Source organism: Halorarum salinum (assembly GCF_013402875.1).
GTDB lineage: Archaea > Halobacteriota > Halobacteria > Halobacteriales > Haloferacaceae > Halorarum > Halorarum salinum.
This window is the reverse complement of record NZ_CP058579.1, coordinates 1415850-1433591: the sequence shown is the minus strand read 5'-3', so window position 1 is coordinate 1433591 and position 17742 is coordinate 1415850. Positions and strand designations below refer to the sequence as shown.

Here is a 17742-nt window from a genome sequence, read left to right as displayed (position 1 = left end):
GGTCAGGCACCCTCGCTCCCGCCGGCGGCCCGCGCGCGGTCGATGAGCCCCGTCACCGGTTCGCCGTAGTCGTAGCCCGGGATCACGCCCTGGACGTACGTTCCCTCCACGAAGTCCACCACCGCGGCGGCGTCGTTCACGCCGCGGCGCTCGTCGAGGTCTGCGAACGACGCCTCGACGACGACCTCCCCGTCCGCCCGCGCGACTGTCGGGTCGAGGTCGTGGCCCGCGGCGGTCACGTCGCCGATGGCGGCGATGCGGCGCTCGAACGTCCCGTACCAGCCGTCGACGACCACGTCGGCGACGTGGTCGTCCGCCACGCCGTCGATCGTCGGCGCCCGGACGGTCACGTCGAACGAGATGCGTCCGCCGTCGCGCTCCGCGGCGCTCACGGCGGCGTCGAACGGGGTGCTCGTGACCGGGTAGCCGTCACCGCCGGCGGGTCCGTCCCCGGCGTCGTCGGCGAACGCGTCGTGGTCCCTGAGGGCGCGGCGGACGCGCCCGGGAAGCTCGCTCATGGGAGAAGTGAGGCGGCTGGACCGGATAAGCGCCCCGCTCCGCCGGAGCCGGGTCGCTCGGGGGACCGCCGACCGTGGCGGTCCGCCGGTGCCGGCGACCGTCCGTGCCGGCGACCCGTCCGTGCCGGTGACCCGTCCCGGCGATCCCCCTACGCCGTCCCGTACCCCGTCAGCCCGGCGAGAACGTCGTCCAGATCGGCGACGGCCCCGGCCAGCTCCTCGACCCCGGATTTGCCCGTCCGGTCGGGGTTCGCCCGCACGCGGACGTCCTGCTCGCCGAGCGGGACGAACCCGAGCCCGAGTTTCCCCGCCGTCGCGCGGAGCCCCAGCCCCGCGTCGGCGTCGCCCGCGAGCACCCGCCTGGCCGGGGACTCGTGGGCCCGGACCGAGCGGTCGAAGCCGTCGACGGACGCCTCGAGGTCGCGCCGCTCGACGCCGCGCTCGGCGGCCAGGCCCGCGACGGCGTCCTCGAGGCTCGCGCGGAGTCCGGAGTTCGTATCGCGGTTGAGGAACCGGAGGTCACGATCCACGAGGTCCGCGATCCCCGTCACGCCGTCGGGGTTCCCGTCGGGGACGACGAGCCCCCACTCGCGGGTCCAGCCGCCGAGGTCCGTCGCCTCGACGTCCCGCTCGACGGGGCCGGCCGTGACGGCGAAGTCGGGTACCCCGTCGCGGAGCCGACGGAGCCCCTCGCGGCTCCCGACGGGGAGGTAGCGCGGGCGTTCCAGCCGGTCGAGCAACCGGGAGAGCGCCGGATCGTCCTCGCCGGCGCCGAACGCCGAGGGTGGGCGGACGTCCGGCGAGAACAGCTGCACCTCGACCGGCTCGCCCTCGGCGAGGTAGTCGGTGTCCGGGTCGACGACCACGACGCCGTCGGCCTCGACGAGGCTCGTCGTCGCGCCCGACCCCTTGTCGACCGGGTAGACGAGCGTCTCGCCCCCGGCGGTTCCGGCGGCCTCGCCGCCACCGTCCGGGCCGCCCGGCCCGCTCTCGACCAGCCCCACGGGCATCAGCCGCATCCGTCCCTCCGCGTAACGCTCCTGGACCGCCATCCGCCCCGTCACGGTCGCGGTCCGGGGCTCGGGCTTGCCCGCGGCCTCGCGGATCGCCGGCGCGACGAACGTCCGGAAGATGGTGAGCGCCGACACCGGGTAGCCCGGGAGGCCGACGTACGCCGACTCCCCGACGCGGCCGACGAGCATCGGCTTGCCCGGCTTCACGGAGACGCCGTGGAGCAGCAGGTCCCCCCGCTCCTCGATGACGCGGTAGATGACGTCCACCGCCGACGCGGACGTAGAGCCCGAGGAGAGCACGAGGTCGCACTCCCCGCTGGCCTCCACGAGCAGGCGCTCCATCTCGTCGTAGTCGTCGCCCGCGTGGGGGTAGAGGCGGGCCTCGCCGCCCGCCTCGTCGATGCCAGCGGCGATCGTGTCGCTGTTCACGTCGTAGATCTGGCCGCGCTCGCCGTGGAGGTCCTCGCCCGGTCGGACGAGTTCGTCACCGGTGGAGACGACCCCCACCGTCGGCCTCCCCCGGACGGGAACCTCGTCGGCGCCGAGCGCCGCCAGCAGGCCGATCTCGCGGGGCGTCAGCTCCGTTCCGGGGCCGAGCGCCCGCGCGCCGGCGGCGACGTCCGCGCCGGCGAACATCACGTGGTCGCCCGGCGCGACCGACGTCCGGATCTCGATGCCGTCCCCGGCCTCGGTCGTCCGCTCGACCATCACCACCGCGTCCGCACCGTCGGGCATCACCGCACCCGTGGATATCTCGGCGCAGGTGCCGGGCTCGACGGTCACCGTCGGCTCCGCCCCGGCGTGGACCTCGCCCGCGAGTTCGAGGGTCGCGGGGTCGGCCTCGCCGGCGCCGAAGGTGTCCCGGGCCCGGACCGCGTAGCCGTCCATCGACGCCCGGTCGAACCCCGGGACGTCCAGTTCCGCGTCGATCCGCTCGGCGAGCACCCGGCCCCTCGCCTCGCGGAGCGGGACCCGCTCGGGGTCGGGCGAGAGGTCGAGCGAGGCGATGGCCTCGTGTGCCGCCTCGGGGGTGGCGAGGTCGCGGAACTCCTTGCGGCCCGGCCCGTCGTCGTGGTCGCCGTCGCGGTGGTCGTGTCCGTCCCCCCGTTCGTGGTCGTCGCGGTCGTGGCCGCGGCGGTCGCCCCCGTCCCCGTGCCCGCCGTGGTCGCTCACTCGTCCACCTCCCACAGCTCCGCGTCGACCGTCTCGCCGGCGTCGAGCCCCTCGCGCGACTCCGGGACGACGACCCAGCCGTCCGCGAGCGCGACCGAGGAGAGCACGCCCGAGCCCGACGCGCGTGTGGGTTCGGCCTCCAGACCGTCGGACCCCTCGGCCAGTTTCACCCGGGCGAACGTCCGCGTGCCGGGCTCGGAGCTGATCTTCCGCGTCAGCGTCGCCCGCCGGGTGGGGTGGGGCTCGTCGGGGAGCCCGCCGACCCGCTTCACGACGGGGCGGAGGAACTGCACGGCGTTGACGATGCAGGCGACGGGGTAACCGGGGAGCATCAGCACGGGCGTCCCCTCGACGATCCCCAGCGCGACCGGGTGGCCGGGCTTCAGCGCGACGCCGTGGACGGGCACCTCGCCGAGGTCCGCGACGACCTCGGGGATCAGGTCCCGCTCGCCCACCGAGGAGCCGCCGGTGGTGACGACGACGTCGTGGTCGAGGTCGCGCTCGACGGCCGCCCGGAGCGCGTCCTCGTCGTCGGTGACGATCTCGCGGTACGTCGACTCGGCGCCCCAGCGCTCGGCGAGTCGGGAGACGGTCAGCCCGTTCGTCTCGATGACCTCGCCGGGCTCGGGGTCCGACTGGACCAGTTCCTCGCCCGTGGGAACGACGGCGACGCGGGGGCGCTCGAACGCCTCCACCTCGTCGAGGCCGACGGACTTCAGCAGGCCGAGGTCGGAGGGGCGGAGCCGGTGGGGCGGCTCGTAGAGTGGCTGGTCCTCCGCGACGTCCTCTCCGGTCGGGCCGACGTTCTCGCCCTCGGCGACGGCGTCGAACGCCTCCACCTCGTCGCCCAGTTCCTCCGCCTCCTCGACCTTGAGGACGGCGTCGGCGCCCGCCGGGAGCTCGCTCCCGGTGTGGACCCTGACGGCCTCCCCGGGGGTGACCTCGCCCTCGGCGGCCCGGAGGACGGCCGGCGACCGGCCGGAGGCGCCGAAGGTGTCGGCCGCGCGGACCGCCCACCCGTCCATCGCCGCGCGGTCGTAGCCCGGCACGGGGTTCGGCGCGGTCACCGTCCCGGCGACGGCGCGGCCGTCCGCCGCCGCGAGGGGGAGCCGTTCGGTCCGGTCGTGGCAGGAGACCGCCGCGAGCAGGCACTCGCGCGCGTCCGCGACTCGGGTCCGCTCCTTGAACCCGGCGCTCGTTCGGTCGTGGTTCATGCGTGGGGGTTGCCCCCGTGTGGTTGTAAAAGGCTCTCCCGTCGTTCACCCGACGCGAGCGCGCCGGCGGAGCGGGGACAGGGGTATCCGTGAGCGCCGCCTAGGGGAGGACATGAGCGAACCGGAGCCGAAGCCCGACCTCCCGACGACCGACGAGGAGTGGCGTGAGCGACTCACCGACGAGGAGTACCGGATCCTCCGCGAGCGGGGGACGGAGGCGCGTTTCTCGGGCGAGCACGTCGACCGCGACGACGAGGGGGTGTACACCTGCGCCGCCTGCGGGACGGTGCTGTTCGACTCGTCGACGAAGTACGACGCCGCCTGCGGGTGGCCCAGTTTCTACGCCGCCGAGGAGTCGGCGGTGACCCTGGAGGAGGACACCCGCCACGGGATGACACGCGTCGAGGTGAAGTGTGCCGCCTGCGACGGCCACCTCGGGCACGTGTTCCAGGACGGCCCGGAGCCGACCGGCGAGCGCTTCTGCATCAACTCGGTCGCGCTGGACTTCGAGCCGAGCGCGGACGGGGAGTAGTCAGTACCCCAGATCCGAGAGCGTCGCCCGCAGGTCCCCCGGATACCTCCCCCCGAGGACGCGCAGGTGCTCCAGCAGCGGCACCACCTCGTACACCCGCCGGCGCCCCGCCCATCCGTCCCCCAGTTCCCTCCGCTCCCGGTACCTGTTCAGGAAGCCCTCCCCGACGGTGTCCGTCCACGCGAGGTACGCGAGGTCGACCCGGCGAACCGTCCCCACCGCGCCGCCGTCCAGCACCTCGGTCCGCCGGACGGCGCTCCCCGCCGCGGCGGCGACTCGGTCGGCGAACCCGGCGGTCGTCATCGACGGAGGGTGGCCGGGCGAGGCCAAGAGGCCGTCGGTAGCCGAGGCTCCGTCCGCGTTGGAAGGGCTCCGTCCGCGTCGGAGGCGATCCGGGGTTCAGTGGGTCAACACCAGCAGCCGCTCCGCGGTGCGCGCGAGACAGATCGGTCCGTCGGGCGCGCTCCCGAACGTGGCCCGGTCGTCGTCGGTGACGAACAGGCGCTCGAACGGCCGGTCGCAGGCCGGACACGCGAGGTCCTCCCGGTTCTCGAGGGTCATCGACCCGGCGTCCTGCCGGAGCAGTTTCAGCTTCGCCCGGTAGTCGTGCACGTCGAATCCATCCGAGAGGTCCATCGCTGCCACGGTCGAGGAACGCCGACGCCGCGGGAAGTATCCTGCGCGTCGGTTCTCACCCGCGAGAAGCGGAGCGGCGGGAGTCGGGCCGTTCGTTCCGTGGGAGGCGGACCGCCGTCACCGGACCCGGACGACCGGCGACCGGATCCGGTAGCCGAGCCAGCGGAGTTCGAGCACGCCCCACCCGGCCGCCGTCGTCGTCCCGAGCAGCGCCGTCCCGAGTTCGACGAGGCCGAACCACTGCGGGAGGACGTACAACAGCCCGTTGAGCACCGGCCCGGGGAGGACGGCCTTCAGGACGGTCAGCGACCGCTTCGGCGTCCTCCGCGGTTCCGCGACGGCCTCACGCGGCGACGCGTCGCCGTCGCTCCGGTCCGGCAGGCCCAGGCGGTCGGCGGTCTCGGGCGTCCCGTGTCCGTCCCCCGTCGGGACGTGCTCGACGTCGTAGGCCCCCTTCAGGTCGACCTGCCAGACGATCTCCCCCGACCGGTCGAGTTCGATCACCCTCGCGCCGTTGGAGTCGACGACGAGCGTGTGACCGTTCGGGAGCCTGTCGGCGTCCCGGGGCCACTGCATGTGGACGTCCGACCACTCCCAGCTTCGCTCCCACTCGCCGTCCTCGCGCCGGTACTCGAGGATCCGGTTGTTCTCGGAGTCCGCGACCAGCACGGCCGGTCCGCCGCCGGACTCGGGGATGTACTGCGGGTTGTGCTGCTCGTAGAGGGTGTCGTGGTCGTCGTCGCTCCCGAGCGTCCAGTCCTCCCGGAGCCCCTCCTCCACGTCGAGGAAGACCACCTGGTCCTGGTTACGGAGGCTCACCATCATCCGGCCGTCGCCGAGGTACTCCACGTCGTTGAGGTGGGTCCAGTCGCCGGGGTAGATGCCGCCGCCCGACAGCGGGAACTCCTGCTGGGCCTCCCACTCCCACTCGATGAGCCCCGTCTCGGTGTCGAGCACGAACACCCGGTCGTAGGCGATGTCGCCGACGAGCACGCGATTCTCGTCGATGGGGTCGATGGCGTGCCACTGGTTCCTGCTCCGGGGGTTCACGCGCTCGTGGAGGCGCTCGCGCTCGCCTGTCGAGAGGTTCACGCGCTCGATGACGTTCCGGTTACACCGCGTCGTCGCGTGACACCCCCGTCGGTCGAGGTTCCGGGTGGCGACGTAGACGACCGTCGCGCTCGTCCCCGGCACGTGCTCCACCTCGTCGTAGACCGCGTACTGGTCGTCGTAGTACAGCACGCTCCCGTTCGGCGCGAACGCGACGAGGAAGTTATCGCCGTACTGGCTCGTCGTCACCGCCGTGAGGCCGTCTCGCGGCTCGACCGCCCGCTCGCCCTCGGTGAACGCTGTCCCGTCGGGGTCGGTGTCCACGCCGTAGTAGGCGGACACTGACAGCGAACTCGCCGAGAGGAACACGAGCGTAGCCAGCGTCGCACGCACCAGCGTCCGCCGTTCGACACGTGGTAACACGTCGCTCCCAGGGTATAGAACGGGAGACCGTGACGTTTTCGGTTCGACGCTCAGGCCGGCCGCGCGAACGCGAGCGTGCCCGAGACGTTGTGGACGTAGGCGTTCACCACGTCGCCCTCCTGGGCGCCCGAGACGAAGATGGTGAACTTCCCCTTCTCGGCGACGCCGTCGCCCTTCCGTCCGGTGCCGGTGATCTTCAGTTCGTACGTCTTCCCCTCCTCGATGTCGGGGCCGGCGCGCTGGCGCGTCGCGGAGCCGGAGCGCTTCTCGACCGGCCGGAACGCCCCGCAGGCCTGACAGCGGAGCATGTCGATGCCGTCCTCGTTCTTCAGGACGGTGTCGGGGAGGCCACACTCCGAGCAGGTGACGAACTCGGCGACGTACTCGTCGATGGCTCCCTCGAAGTCGGCGACCGAGAACGAGCCGTTGTAACGGGCGACGCCGTTCTCGAACTGGCCGTTCGTCCCGAGGTCGCGCTGGATCGAGCGGTGGAGGTGCTCGGCGTCGCGCGAGAGCGCGTCGGCGATCTCGTCGAGGTTCGTGAGGCGGGTGAACGCCCCGTCGGTCTGTCCCTCCGGGTCCGGCACGTCGAGTCGGTCCCCCGCCTCAGCCGGCGACTCGGGGAGCGACTCGTACGCTCGGTCGAGCGCGGAATCGTAGTTCATGTACGAGGGAAGGGGCGTCCGGCCTAAAGGGATTCCGAGATAACGGTCCACACGGTTCCGGCGGTGTGCGGGCCGAACGCCGGGGGGTGTGCCACCGACGACCACGCCGCGGTCGGGTAGAAATCCTTTCCAACCGCGACCGCCGACTCGGGCCAATGAGCTACACGGTCGGCCTCGTCGGGAAGCCCTCGGTCGGGAAATCCAGCTTCTTCAACGCGGCCACGATGAACGACGTGCCGGAGGGCGCCTACCCGTTCACCACCATCGACCCGAGCGTGGGCGAGGCGTACGTCGGCGTCGACTGCGCGGCCCCGGAGTTCGACGAGGAGTGCGAGCCGAACCACGGCTTCTGCGAGGGCGGGACGCGCTTCGTCCCCGTGGAACTGGTCGACGTCGCGGGGCTCATCCCCGGCGCTCACGAGGGGAAGGGGCTGGGAAACCAGTTCCTCACCGACCTGAACGAGGCGGACGTGCTCGTCCACGTCGTCGACTTCTCGGGGGAGACCGACCTCGAGGGCGAACCGACGGAGGGCCACGACCCGCGCGACGACGTCGACTTCCTCGAGGACGAACTGGACCAGTGGTACCTCGGCATCCTGGGGAAGGGCATCGAGAAGTACGAGTCGACGTACGTCGGTCCCGACCCGGGCGACGAGGTGAAACTCGAGGAGGTGCTCGCCGAGCAGTTGAGCGCGTTCCGGACGAACAAGGACGAGATCAAGCAGGTGGTCCTCTCGCTGGACCTCGAACTCGACCCCGAGTCGTGGGACGGCGACGACCGGTTCGAACTCGCGCGGGAGCTCCGCAAGCGCACCAAGCCGATGGTGATCGCCGCGAACAAGATGGACGCCCCGGCGGCCCGGGAGAACTACGCGGAGATCACGGCCGACCCCGCCTACGACCACCTGACGATCGTCCCCGCGAGCGCCCACGCCGAGCAGTCGCTGAAGAAGGCCGCCGAGGGAGGGATCGTCGACTACACGCCGGGGGACGCCGACTTCGAGGTCGTCGGCGACGTCTCCGCCGAGCAGGAGTCGGGCCTCGAGGCCATCCGGGAGTTCGCGACCGAGTTCGGCGGCACGGGCGTCCAGGGCGCGATCGAGGCCGCGCTGTTCGGGGAACTCGACGCGAAGGTCGTGTTCCCGGGGAGCGCGAGCGGCGACTGGACGAAGGGACCGTTCCGGGACTGCTTCGTCCTGCCCGGCCACGCGACCGCCGAGGACTTCGCGTACCACCTCCACTCGGACATCGGCGACGGCTTCCTCCACGGCATCGACTGCCGGAGTCGCAGGCAGGTCGGCGCCGACACGCGGCTCGAACACCGGGCGGTCCTCGAGGTCGTGACGACGGGGTAGCCGCGCCGACCGCGACCGCACCGACCGTGACGTCGCCGCCCCGCCCGACGGCGGCCGGCTCGGGGGTGGCCGCCGTACTCGGCCTTCATTTGCAAGGCACGCGATTACGGGCCGGGGCGCGTAATCCGGGCAGGAGATGGTATCCACCCTCCGACGGGGCGGGACGGACGGCGAAACGGGCAATCGAACGCCGACCCCCCTCCGATGGTAGGGGACCGGAACGACGGTTCCGGAGCGGAGCCGTCGAGTAGTCGGGCCAGCACGTCGGGCGCACGCGACCGCGGGCTCCGGGTCAGCGTGTTCGGGGTTCGTGGGCGCCCCTGCCGGGGGGTGAGGCCGTGACCTCGTCCGCCCGCCTCCCCAGGCGAACGTTCCTCAAGAGCGGCGCGGCGGCCGGCCTCGCGACCGGGCTCGCCGGGTGTACGCTCGGGCGGGGCGACACCTCGGACGGCACCGTCGTCCAGTTGGCCGCCGACTCCGCGGCGAACGAGGCCGTCGACGACATCAACGACGCGCTCCACGACGCCGGGATGCCGGGGGACATCACCGTCGACGTCCTGCCGGTCTCGTCGGACACGGCCCAGCAGCAGTACTCCCAGTGGCTGACGGCCGGGCTCGAACGGCCGTCGCTGCTCCGGATGGACTGCGGCTGGACCATCCCGTTCATCCTGCGCGAGCAGGTCGCCAACCTCGACGAGGAGCTCCCGGACCTCGCGTCGTCGGTCAAGGAGAACTACTTCGAGGCGAGCGTCTCGACGGCGACCGGGCCGGGCGGCGCGCTCCACGGCGTCCCCCTGTTCTCGGACTTCGGGCTGACGCTCTACCGGAAGGACCTCGTCGAGGACGCCGGCTTCGACCCGAGCGGGTGGGCGACCGGCCCCCGCTCGTGGGAGCGGTTCGCCGAGGTCGTTCAGGAGGCGCAAAGCGGGGCCGACACGGAGTACGGGTACACCTTCCAGGCCGCGGTGTACGAGGGGCTCTCCTGCTGTACGTTCAACGAGTGGATGGCGAGTTGGGGGGGCTCCTACTTCGGCGCGCGCGAGAACCTGCTCCGGAACGTGGGCGAGCGCCCGGTCACGGTCGACGCCGAGCCGACGGTGCGGGCCGCCCGGATGGCCCGGTCGTTCCTCGAAGGCCCCGACGGCGAATCGGCGCTCGACTCGATCGCCGGGCCGCTCTCGCCCCGGGCGGTGCTCCAGTGGGAGGAGGACTCCTCGCTCGCGGCGTTCACGAACGGCGACGCGGTCGCCCACCGGAACTGGCCCTACTCGGTGCTCGAGGCCGGCGCGGAGGAGGCGTTCGGCGAGGACCTCGGCGTGATGCCGATGCCGTTCGGCGTCCAACCCGGCGAGGCGGAGTTCGACGGGATGGGCGGCTCCGTCTCCGCGCTCGGCGGCTGGCACGTCACGCTGAACCCGAACGCGAGACACCCCGAGGCCGCAAAGGAGGTGTTGCGGGCGATGAGCTCGGACAGCTTCTACCTGACGCTGATGGAGCTCATCGGCTACGTCCCGCCGAAGCCGGACCTCCTCGACTCCCGGGAGGCGCGGGACGTCGACGTGGTGGGCCGGTACGTCGACACGCTGAAGTTCGCCGGCGAGCACGCGCTCCCGCGGCCGTCCACGGTCGTCTGGCCGATCCAGTCGCCCCGGATCTCCCAGCAGGTGAGCTCGACGCTGAGCGGGGACCGGACGCCGGCGGCGGCGATGTCGGAGCTGAACGGCCTGCTCGAACGGATCGAGAACAACGCGGTCCAGGAGGGGAGCTAGATGGCCGCCGAGACGGGTTCCACGGGCGTGCAGCGCAAGTCGGGCGTGCTCGCCGGGCTCAGCCGCCGGATCGAGAACCTGAGCGACGCCGCCTTCGCGTACCTGCTCCTCTCGCCGATGCTGCTGTTGATCGGCGCGATCGCGTTCTGGCCGCTGTTCAGGACGTTCACCATGTCGCTACACGCCGACGCGCTCTACGGCTCCCAGCAGTTCGGCCCGTTCGTCGGCCTCGACAACTACGTCGCGCTCCTCACGGGCGACATCGACGCGCAGCTAACCCGGCCGTTCTTCGACCTCGACCAGCCGTTCCGGAGCGCGCTCACGGTGACGTTCATCTTCACCATCGCGAGCGTCGCCCTGGAGACGGTCATCGGGTTCGGGCAGGCGCTCGTGCTCGACCGGGAGTTCCGCGGCCGGCGGTGGGTGCGGGTGGCCATCATCCTCCCATGGGCGATCCCCATCGTCATCCAGGGGATGATCTTCTTCCTCCTGTTCCAGCCCGGAGTCAGCTTCCTCGTCGAGCCGCTCCAGAACCTGGGCGTCTTCTCGGGAACCCCCACGGTGAACAGCGTCGACTCGACGATCATCATCATCATCGCCGACGTGTGGAAGACCTCGGCGTTTATGGCGCTGCTCATCCTCGCGGGGCTCCAGAGCGTCGACCGGAGCCTCTACGACGTCGCGCGCGTCGAGGGTGCCTCCACGATCCAGCGGTTCCGGATGGTCACGCTCCCCATCGTCGCGCCCACCGTCATCGTCGCGATGCTGTTCCGGACCATCCAGTCGATGCGGGTGTACGGGCTCATCGAGACGGTCTCCAGCTGTAGCACCGTCCCGTCGCTGTCGTGTCTCGTCGTCACGACGTTCAGCGCGCGCCAGTACGGCACCGCCGCCGCCGTCGCGTTCGTGACGGCGGCGGTCATCGCGCTGTTCGTGACCGTGTACATCGTCGGCTACGCGGACACCGAGAGCGAGGTGTTCTGAGATGGCGACCGACGACGCCGGCCCGTACGAGCGCTGGGTCGCCGACGCCATCCGGAACCCGGGGAAGGCGTACCGCGCGATGTTCGTCGTCGCGGCCGGCTTCTTCCTGCTGACGACGCTGTTCCCGCTGTACTGGCTGGTCGTGCTCGCGCTCACCCCCGAGGAGAACATGACCGACGTCGGCCTCCTCCCCAACGGGTTCAACCCCGAGGCGTTCGTGACCGTCTTCGAGACGGTGCCGTTCCACTGGTACATGCTCAACAGCATCGTCCTCGGGCTGGTGACGACGGCCATCGTGCTCCTGCTGGCCAGCATCGCGGGCTACGTGTTCGGCCGGCTGGAGTTCCCGGGGAAGGTCCCGCTCATGCTGCTGCTGCTGGCGGTGTCGTACTTCCCCCCGGCGGCGTTCCTGCTGCCGCTGTTCCGGCTGTTCACCGGGAACGTCTCGTTCCTGACGCTGCCGGGCGGGACCGAGGTGACGAGCCCCGTGCTGTTCAACACGCCGGGGGCGCTCGTGCTCCCGTACAGCGCGCTGTTCCTCCCGCTGTCCATCTTCATCCTCACGACGTTCTACGGCCAGATCCCCGACGGGCTGGAGAAGGCCGCCCGCGTCGAGGGGACGACCCGACTGGGTGCGCTGTTCCGGGTCATCATGCCGCTGTCGGCGCCGGGCGTGGCGACCGCGGGCGTGCTCACGTTCATCGCCGTCTACAACGAGTTCTTCTTCGGCTACCTGATGACCGACGGGCAGGCCCAGAACTGGGCGCCCGTCGTCTGGGGCATCCTCCAGTTCCAGGGCCAGTACGCCGACCTGTACAACCTGATGGCGGCCGCGAGCATCATCGGGGTCGTCCCCGTCGCGATCCTCGTGGTCGTCGCCCAGGAACGGATCGTCAGCGGGCTCACCGCCGGTGCGCTCAAGGAGTGATACTCATGGGAAACGTCACACTCGAGAACCTGATCAAGCGGTACGAGGACGTAACGGCAGTCGACGACGTCTCGCTCGACGTTCGGGACGGGGAGTTCGTGACCCTCGTCGGCCCCTCGGGCTGCGGGAAGTCGACGACCCTGGAGATGATCGCGGGGCTGACCAAGCCCACGTCGGGCACGGTCACCATCGCCGGCCGGGAGGTGACGGACCTGCCCCCGAAGGACCGCGGCATCGCGATGGTGTTCCAGAACATCGCGCTGTTCCCGCACATGGACGTCCACGACAACATCAGCTTCGGGCTCCGCCTCCGCGACTTCGACGACGACGAGATCGACCGGCGGGTCGAGCGGGCCGCCGGGACCGTCCAGATGGAGGGGATGCTCGACCGGATGCCCGACGAGCTCTCCGGCGGTCAGCGCCAGCGCGTCGCCATCGCGCGGGCCATCGTCCGCGACCCGGAGGTGTTCCTCATGGACGAGCCGCTGGCGAACCTCGACGCCGCGCTCCGGGTCCACATGCGGACCGAACTCCAGCGGCTCCACAAGGAGCTGGACGCCACCATCGTCTACGTCACCCACGACCAGGAGGAGGCGATGACGATGTCGAACCGGCTCGCGGTGATGAACGAGGGGAAGGTCCAGCAGTTCGCGAGGCCCCTGGAGTGTTACAACCAGCCGGCGAACGCGTTCGTCGCCGGCTTCATCGGCTCGCCGAGCATGAACTTCTTCGACGGGGAGATCGACGCCGACGGCGTCCGGACGGGCTCGTTCCACGTCGGCTTCGACCCCGCCCGGTTCGACCTCTCGCCGGGCCGGGAGGTCACGCTCGGCATCCGGCCCGAGGACCTCGCGCTCCCGGACGGGACCGACGGCCTCACGGACCCGACCGACCCGTTCCCGGCGACCGTCGACGTCGTCGAACCCGTGGGCGACGAGGTGTTCGTCTACTTCGTCCTCGAGGGCGACGGCCCCGAGGACGAACTGCTGGTCTCGGCGCCCCCGGACCCCGACCTGACCGAGGAGATGGCGGGCACCAGCCACGACCTCCGACTCGACCGGGCGTGCGTCCACCTGTTCGACGCGGAGACGGGCGAGGCCATCCTCCACGGCCTCGACGGGGACGCCGACCGGGGGGAGGCGACCGGGCCCGGCGACGCGGCGGGGGCGACCGGGTCGGCCGGGATCGAGGGGACCCGCGAGACCGAGCCGAACTGACCCGGGGTTCGACCTGCGCCGGGGATCGAACCGAACCCGGGTCGAACTGCGCCGGGAACGTGACCGGATCGGGAACCGTCGCGCGAGGACCGGCGAAACAGGACTGAACCCCGTCACGCGAACCTGCTTCCGTCCGCGAACCTGCTCCCCGAACCCGCTCCCGTCCGCGAACGAACCGGTCGGACGGTTCACCGGTTTCATTACGGATGAGTCCCAAGCTGACCCATCTGTGCCGGCGTGCGCGCGCTACCGCCAACGGGGCGCGGTGACGCCCGTCGCGGCCCGGTGTGTGATGACAGCTACGACCCGAATTCTCTACGTTGACGGCGACGGGGACCGGAGAGCCGACGCCGTCGCCGCGCTGGAGGCCGACGTTCCGGGCGCCGCCGTCCGGACGCGGGGGGCCGCGGAGGGGGCGATGGACCACCTCGCGGACCGGCCGCCGGACTGTCTCGTGACGACCGCCGACCTCCCGGACGCCGACGCGCTCTCGTTCCTCCGACGGGTCCGGGAGGAGCGGCCCGCGCTCCCCTGTCTCCTCTTCACCGATCGGGACGACGAGGCCGTCGCGCGCGAGGCGCGGTCCGTCGACGGCGTCGAGTACCTCCACCGGTCGGGCGGCGCCGGACTGCTCGCGCTGGCCGACCGGATCGCGGCCCTGACGGGCCGCGCGACGGGGACGGACACGGAGCGGAGCGACGGTCGCTCCCGGGCGCTCACCGGGCCCGCCGCGGTCGGGAAGGATCGGTCCGGGCGCCCGCCAGCCGATCGAGGGCTCGCGGCGCTCGCCGACGTCCCGAAGCGGTTGAGGGCGGCCGACTCGGACCGGGAGATCTCCGACGTCGTCGTCGAGGGCGCCGGCGACGCGGTCGGGTTCCCGATCACGGCGGTCCAGCTGTACGACGAGGGGAGCGGTCGGCTGCGCCCCGCCGCGCGGACGGAGGCGGTCTCGGGGCTGGTCGGCGACGGCCGGCTCCTCGCGTCGGGGGAGGACCTGCCCTGGCAGGCGTTCGTCACGCAGGAGGGGACCGTGTACGACGACCCGTCCGCGGGGACGGCCCCGGCCGAATCCGACGCGTCGCTGCGGAGCGCCGTCGTCCTCCCGCTCGGGGAGCACGGCGCGTTCGTGACCGGCGCGACCGGGGAACGCCCGTGCTCGGCGGTCGACGTCCACCTGTCGGAGCTCCTGGCCGGGATCGCCGTCGCCGCGTTCGAGCGGGTCGACCGGGAACGGGCGCTCCGCGAGCGGGCGGAGGCGCTGGAGGCGCGGGACGCGACGCTCGAACGCGTCCGGCGCAGCAACGCGATCATCCGCGGCATCGTCGGGGACCTGATCCGGGCGACGAGCCGCGAGGAGGTGGTGACCACGGCGTGTGACCGGCTCGTCGCCTCCGGGCCGTTCCGGTTCGCCTGGATCGGGACGTACGACCGCGGGGCCGGAACGCTCTCCCCGGAGGCGTCGGCCGGCGACGGAGACGGCTACCTCGACGCGGTCACCGCCGGCGACGGGGAGGTCCCCCGCGGGGAGCCGACGGAGGTGGCGGCCCGCACCCGGGAGACCCGCGCCCTGAGCGCCGCAGCCCCGGACCCGCCGTTCGACCCCTGGCAACGGGCGGCGCTCGAGCGGGGGTACGGCTCGATCGTCGCGGTCCCGCTCGTCCACCGGGACGCCCTCTACGGGGTCCTGGGGCTGTACACCGACCGGACCGACGCGTTCACGGACGCGGAGACGGAGGTGTTCGCCGAACTCGGACGGACGATGGGCTACGCGCTGAACGCGCTCGAACGCAGGCAGGCGCTGGTGAACGAGGAGTCGGTCGAACTCGAGTTCCGCGTCGTCGACGAGACCGACCCAATCCTCGGGTTCGTCGAGGGGACGGGGAGCGAGTTCGAGTTCGAGAACGTCGTCCTCGACGACGAGCGGTTGCGCGCGTTCTTCACGATCAGCGGGGCCACCGCCGCGCGGGTCGTCGAGTTCGGGGAGCGCTCGCCCCTCGAGGACGTCACGCTCGTCGCGGATCGGGAGGGTGGCTCGCTGTTCAGCTGTACGCTGGCCGAGACCGCGCTCGTCTCGGTGCTCGTGGACCGGGGCGCGATTCCCCGCACGATCACGGCCGCGGACGGCGACGGCCGGTTCGTGATCCGCATCCCGCGGAGCGCCGACCTCAGGACGTTCGTGGAACTGTTCGAGGCCCGGTACGACGAGGTGGAACTGGTCGCCCGGCGCGGGGTTGACGAGCCGATCCGTTCCCGCGGGGCGTTCCAGTCGGAGTTCGAGACGCGGCTGACCGACCGACAGGCCGAGGTGATCGAGGCCGCCCACGTGTGCGGGTTCTTCGAGTGGCCGCGCGAGACGACCGCCCAGGAACTCGCCGGGAGCCTGGGGGTCTCCCAGCCGACGGTGAGCCGCCACATCCGGGAGGGCGAGCGGAAGCTGTTCGACCTGCTGTTCGGTTCCGAGTAGCCGCCCGCCCGCCCGCGCCCGGCGAGCGGGGGCTAGTTATCTAACCCCATCCGGGTCGCCGAGGGGTAGCTATCTACGACGAACGCCTATCCGCTTCAGGTCGTTTCGAGTCTACGTGAGACGTAGCGAATCGAACCCGGGCGCCGTCCGGCCGGCGGATCGGTCCGTCAGCGTCGACGTCGCCGTCGCCGTCGCCGAGACGCTGGGGGTCGACCCGATGGACGTGGAGCAACTGAACGACGTCGTCGACCCGGACGCGCTGGATCGGCTGGTCAGCCGCTTCGACGGCAGGGACGACGTGCGGATGCGGATCGAGTTCGAACTCGCCGGCTGTTCGGTGGCCGTCGACGGACGGGGGGAGATCGACGTCGCCGCGTCCGGGTCGAGCACGGGTGAACCGGTCTCGTCCGGGTCGGAGTCGACCCCCGAGCCGTCGCCGCTCGACGACTGATTCCTGGGGCGAGTCGGCCCCCCCACGACGCCGGTCCCCCCTGACCGGGTACCGGCGATGGGTCACCGGCGATCCGGGAGCGACACGTCGGCGACGACCGGGAGGTGGTCCGACGGGTAGCGGCCGTCGCCGTAGGTGTCCGAACAGCTCCCGTGGTTGATCACCTCGGCTCCGGGCGACACGAGCACGTGGTCGATCTTCTTCTGCGGGATGAGGTTGCCGAAATCGGTCATGCTCGTCGAGGGGCCGTGGTGGGGGTGTTTCGAGATGCGGTGGGTGTCGGTCAGCGACCGGCGGTGCCCGCCCTCCTCGGTCAGGACCCGGTACGGCTCCGTCGACTCCCGGGAGTTGAAGTCGCCGGTGACGACGATCGGATCGTCGGAGGCCAGTTCGTCGACCCGGTCGCGAAGCAGTTCGGCGCTCCGCCGTCGGGCCGTCCCGCCCCGGTGGTCGAAGTGGGTGTTGAAGTGACGGAACGCGACCCCGGTCGCCCGGTCCCGGAAGCGAACGTAGTGGACGAGTCGCGGGAGCGCGGCGTCCCACCCGCGACCGGGAGCGTCGGGGGTCTCCGACAGCCAGAAGGATCCGTCGTCGGCGGGTTCGAACCGGTTGCGCCGGTAGCCGATCGGCACGTACTCGCCGGCGGTTCCCTCCGCGGGGCGGCCGGCGGCGAGCCACTCGAAGTCGGGGAGGCGCGTCCGGAGGTCCTCTAGCTGGCCGTGGACGGCCTCCTGCAGGCCGACGAGGTCCGGCTTGTGGAACCGGATCGCCGTCGCCACGTGGTCGCGCCGGTTCGGCCAGACGTTCTCCCCGTCGTTGGGATTGGCGTAGCGGACGTTGTACGTCATCACGCGCAACATGTCCGGCCTGTAATCGCCGGCCTCCCCGTCCGTGTCGATCCGCTCCCGGTCCTCGGCTCGTTCCGGGGAGGCGTCCGTTCCGCCGGCGGTGTCCGATTCGCCGGCGTCGTCGTCCACTCCCCCGGTCTCGGCAGTGGGTCGGTCGGTCATGGCTCGGGCGCCGTCCTCCTCACGAGTAGAGTTCCGCCGCGAACCCCGCCTGGTGCTCGTCGACGAACTCCGCGATGCGTTCCAGGTCCTCCGCCGTGAGGTTCGGGTTCCCGGTCGTTCCGGCCCTGTACATGGAGAACCGGTCGGTCAGGTAGCCGCGAACCCACAGTCGCCCGTGGACGGTGAGGCGGCTCTCGCTCTCGACCAGTTCCACGTCGGCCGTGCCGTCCCGCATCGCCGACGCGATGCTCGCCGAGCGGTTGTCGGCGATCTCCTCGAGGAAGGCGATCTCGTGGGGCTTCACGTGGCCGCCTTCGACGGCCACGCCCAAAGCGGTTGG

At 71.7% G+C, this 17742-nt stretch carries 17 protein-coding genes; 8 read left to right on the top strand and 9 right to left on the bottom strand.

Annotated elements, in window-relative coordinates; all coding sequences use genetic code 11:
* Positions 1 to 2 precede the first annotated feature (2 nt).
* The 3 genes from HUG12_RS06810 to HUG12_RS06800 all read right to left on the bottom strand — a co-directional run bounded on the left by HUG12_RS06810 (position 3) and on the right by HUG12_RS06800 (position 3918).
* Positions 3 to 518, bottom strand: a complete 516-nt coding sequence (locus HUG12_RS06810; RefSeq protein ID WP_179268045.1) for a DUF5813 family protein — start codon at positions 516 to 518, stop codon at positions 3 to 5.
* Between the two features lie 149 nt (positions 519 to 667).
* The gene (locus HUG12_RS06805; RefSeq protein WP_246308192.1) at positions 668 to 2539 is read right to left on the bottom strand and encodes a molybdopterin biosynthesis protein; all 1872 of its coding nucleotides are present in this window, start codon (positions 2537 to 2539) and stop codon (positions 668 to 670) included.
* A 161-nt stretch (positions 2540 to 2700) separates the two neighbouring features.
* On the bottom strand, positions 2701 to 3918 hold the full coding sequence (locus tag HUG12_RS06800) for a molybdopterin molybdotransferase MoeA (RefSeq protein WP_179268043.1): 1218 nt from the start codon (positions 3916 to 3918) through the stop codon (positions 2701 to 2703).
* A 112-nt stretch (positions 3919 to 4030) separates the two neighbouring features.
* On the opposite strand from HUG12_RS06800, the gene msrB reads away from it, so the two are divergent.
* Positions 4031 to 4450, top strand: coding sequence for a peptide-methionine (R)-S-oxide reductase MsrB (gene msrB, locus HUG12_RS06795; protein WP_179268042.1), 420 nt, complete (start codon positions 4031 to 4033; stop codon positions 4448 to 4450).
* Here the strand turns inward: msrB and HUG12_RS06790 are convergent, their stop codons facing one another.
* The 4 genes from HUG12_RS06790 to HUG12_RS06775 form a co-directional block, all read right to left on the bottom strand.
* The gene (locus HUG12_RS06790) at positions 4451 to 4753 is read right to left on the bottom strand and encodes a hypothetical protein (protein WP_179268041.1); all 303 of its coding nucleotides are present in this window, start codon (positions 4751 to 4753) and stop codon (positions 4451 to 4453) included.
* A gap of 96 nt (positions 4754 to 4849) precedes the next feature.
* Complete coding sequence (locus HUG12_RS06785; RefSeq protein WP_246308191.1) at positions 4850 to 5086, bottom strand: DUF7385 family protein; 237 nt, start codon at positions 5084 to 5086, stop codon at positions 4850 to 4852.
* A 117-nt stretch (positions 5087 to 5203) separates the two neighbouring features.
* On the bottom strand, positions 5204 to 6529 hold the full coding sequence (locus HUG12_RS06780) for an arylsulfotransferase family protein (RefSeq protein ID WP_179268039.1): 1326 nt from the start codon (positions 6527 to 6529) through the stop codon (positions 5204 to 5206).
* Positions 6530 to 6609: 80 nt separating this feature from the next.
* The gene (locus HUG12_RS06775; RefSeq protein WP_179268038.1) at positions 6610 to 7224 is read right to left on the bottom strand and encodes a translation initiation factor IF-2 subunit beta; all 615 of its coding nucleotides are present in this window, start codon (positions 7222 to 7224) and stop codon (positions 6610 to 6612) included.
* A 155-nt stretch (positions 7225 to 7379) separates the two neighbouring features.
* Here HUG12_RS06775 and HUG12_RS06770 point away from each other — a divergent pair, with 155 nt between their 5' ends.
* The 7 genes from HUG12_RS06770 (at position 7380) to HUG12_RS06740 (ending at position 16392) form a co-directional block, all read left to right on the top strand.
* On the top strand, positions 7380 to 8579 hold the full coding sequence (locus tag HUG12_RS06770; RefSeq protein WP_179268037.1) for a redox-regulated ATPase YchF: 1200 nt from the start codon (positions 7380 to 7382) through the stop codon (positions 8577 to 8579).
* Between the two features lie 338 nt (positions 8580 to 8917).
* Entirely contained in the window at positions 8918 to 10348 is a 1431-nt protein-coding gene (locus HUG12_RS06765) for an extracellular solute-binding protein (protein WP_246308151.1), read from the top strand.
* Complete coding sequence (locus HUG12_RS06760; RefSeq protein ID WP_179268036.1) at positions 10349 to 11332, top strand: carbohydrate ABC transporter permease; 984 nt, start codon at positions 10349 to 10351, stop codon at positions 11330 to 11332.
* 1 nt (position 11333) lies between these two features.
* On the top strand, positions 11334 to 12260 hold the full coding sequence (locus HUG12_RS06755; RefSeq protein WP_179268035.1) for a carbohydrate ABC transporter permease: 927 nt from the start codon (positions 11334 to 11336) through the stop codon (positions 12258 to 12260).
* A 5-nt stretch (positions 12261 to 12265) separates the two neighbouring features.
* Positions 12266 to 13477: an ABC transporter ATP-binding protein gene (locus tag HUG12_RS06750; RefSeq protein WP_179268034.1), complete on the top strand. Its 1212-nt coding sequence runs from the start codon at positions 12266 to 12268 to the stop codon at positions 13475 to 13477.
* 292 nt (positions 13478 to 13769) lie between these two features.
* On the top strand, positions 13770 to 15941 hold the full coding sequence (locus HUG12_RS06745) for a bacterio-opsin activator domain-containing protein (protein WP_179268033.1): 2172 nt from the start codon (positions 13770 to 13772) through the stop codon (positions 15939 to 15941).
* Between the two features lie 115 nt (positions 15942 to 16056).
* Positions 16057 to 16392, top strand: a complete 336-nt coding sequence (locus HUG12_RS06740) for a HalOD1 output domain-containing protein (protein WP_179268032.1) — start codon at positions 16057 to 16059, stop codon at positions 16390 to 16392.
* Positions 16393 to 16454: 62 nt separating this feature from the next.
* Here HUG12_RS06740 and HUG12_RS06735 read toward each other — a convergent pair whose 3' ends face one another.
* The gene (locus tag HUG12_RS06735) at positions 16455 to 17402 is read right to left on the bottom strand and encodes an endonuclease/exonuclease/phosphatase family protein (protein ID WP_218836416.1); all 948 of its coding nucleotides are present in this window, start codon (positions 17400 to 17402) and stop codon (positions 16455 to 16457) included.
* A 19-nt stretch (positions 17403 to 17421) separates the two neighbouring features.
* Entirely contained in the window at positions 17422 to 17706 is a 285-nt protein-coding gene (locus tag HUG12_RS06730; RefSeq protein WP_179268031.1) for a hypothetical protein, read from the bottom strand.
* Positions 17707 to 17742: the final 36 nt, after the last annotated feature.

Bases quoted from the DNA above. Each gene is read 5' to 3' on its own strand.
- HUG12_RS06755 (WP_179268035.1), top strand. From the start codon at position 11,334: ATGGCGACCGACGACGCCGGCCCGTACGAGCGCTGGGTCGCCGACGCC.
- HUG12_RS06790 (WP_179268041.1), bottom strand. From the start codon at position 4,753: ATGACGACCGCCGGGTTCGCCGACCGAGTCGCCGCCGCGGCGGGGAGC.
- HUG12_RS06745 (WP_179268033.1), top strand. From the start codon at position 13,770: ATGACAGCTACGACCCGAATTCTCTACGTTGACGGCGACGGGGACCGG.
- msrB (WP_179268042.1), top strand. From the start codon at position 4,031: ATGAGCGAACCGGAGCCGAAGCCCGACCTCCCGACGACCGACGAGGAG.
- HUG12_RS06785 (WP_246308191.1), bottom strand. From the start codon at position 5,086: ATGGACCTCTCGGATGGATTCGACGTGCACGACTACCGGGCGAAGCTG.
- HUG12_RS06770 (WP_179268037.1), top strand. From the start codon at position 7,380: ATGAGCTACACGGTCGGCCTCGTCGGGAAGCCCTCGGTCGGGAAATCC.
- HUG12_RS06735 (WP_218836416.1), bottom strand. From the start codon at position 17,402: ATGACCGACCGACCCACTGCCGAGACCGGGGGAGTGGACGACGACGCC.
- HUG12_RS06750 (WP_179268034.1), top strand. From the start codon at position 12,266: ATGGGAAACGTCACACTCGAGAACCTGATCAAGCGGTACGAGGACGTA.
- HUG12_RS06810 (WP_179268045.1), bottom strand. From the start codon at position 518: ATGAGCGAGCTTCCCGGGCGCGTCCGCCGCGCCCTCAGGGACCACGAC.
- HUG12_RS06800 (WP_179268043.1), bottom strand. From the start codon at position 3,918: ATGAACCACGACCGAACGAGCGCCGGGTTCAAGGAGCGGACCCGAGTC.
- HUG12_RS06775 (WP_179268038.1), bottom strand. From the start codon at position 7,224: ATGAACTACGATTCCGCGCTCGACCGAGCGTACGAGTCGCTCCCCGAG.
- HUG12_RS06760 (WP_179268036.1), top strand. From the start codon at position 10,349: ATGGCCGCCGAGACGGGTTCCACGGGCGTGCAGCGCAAGTCGGGCGTG.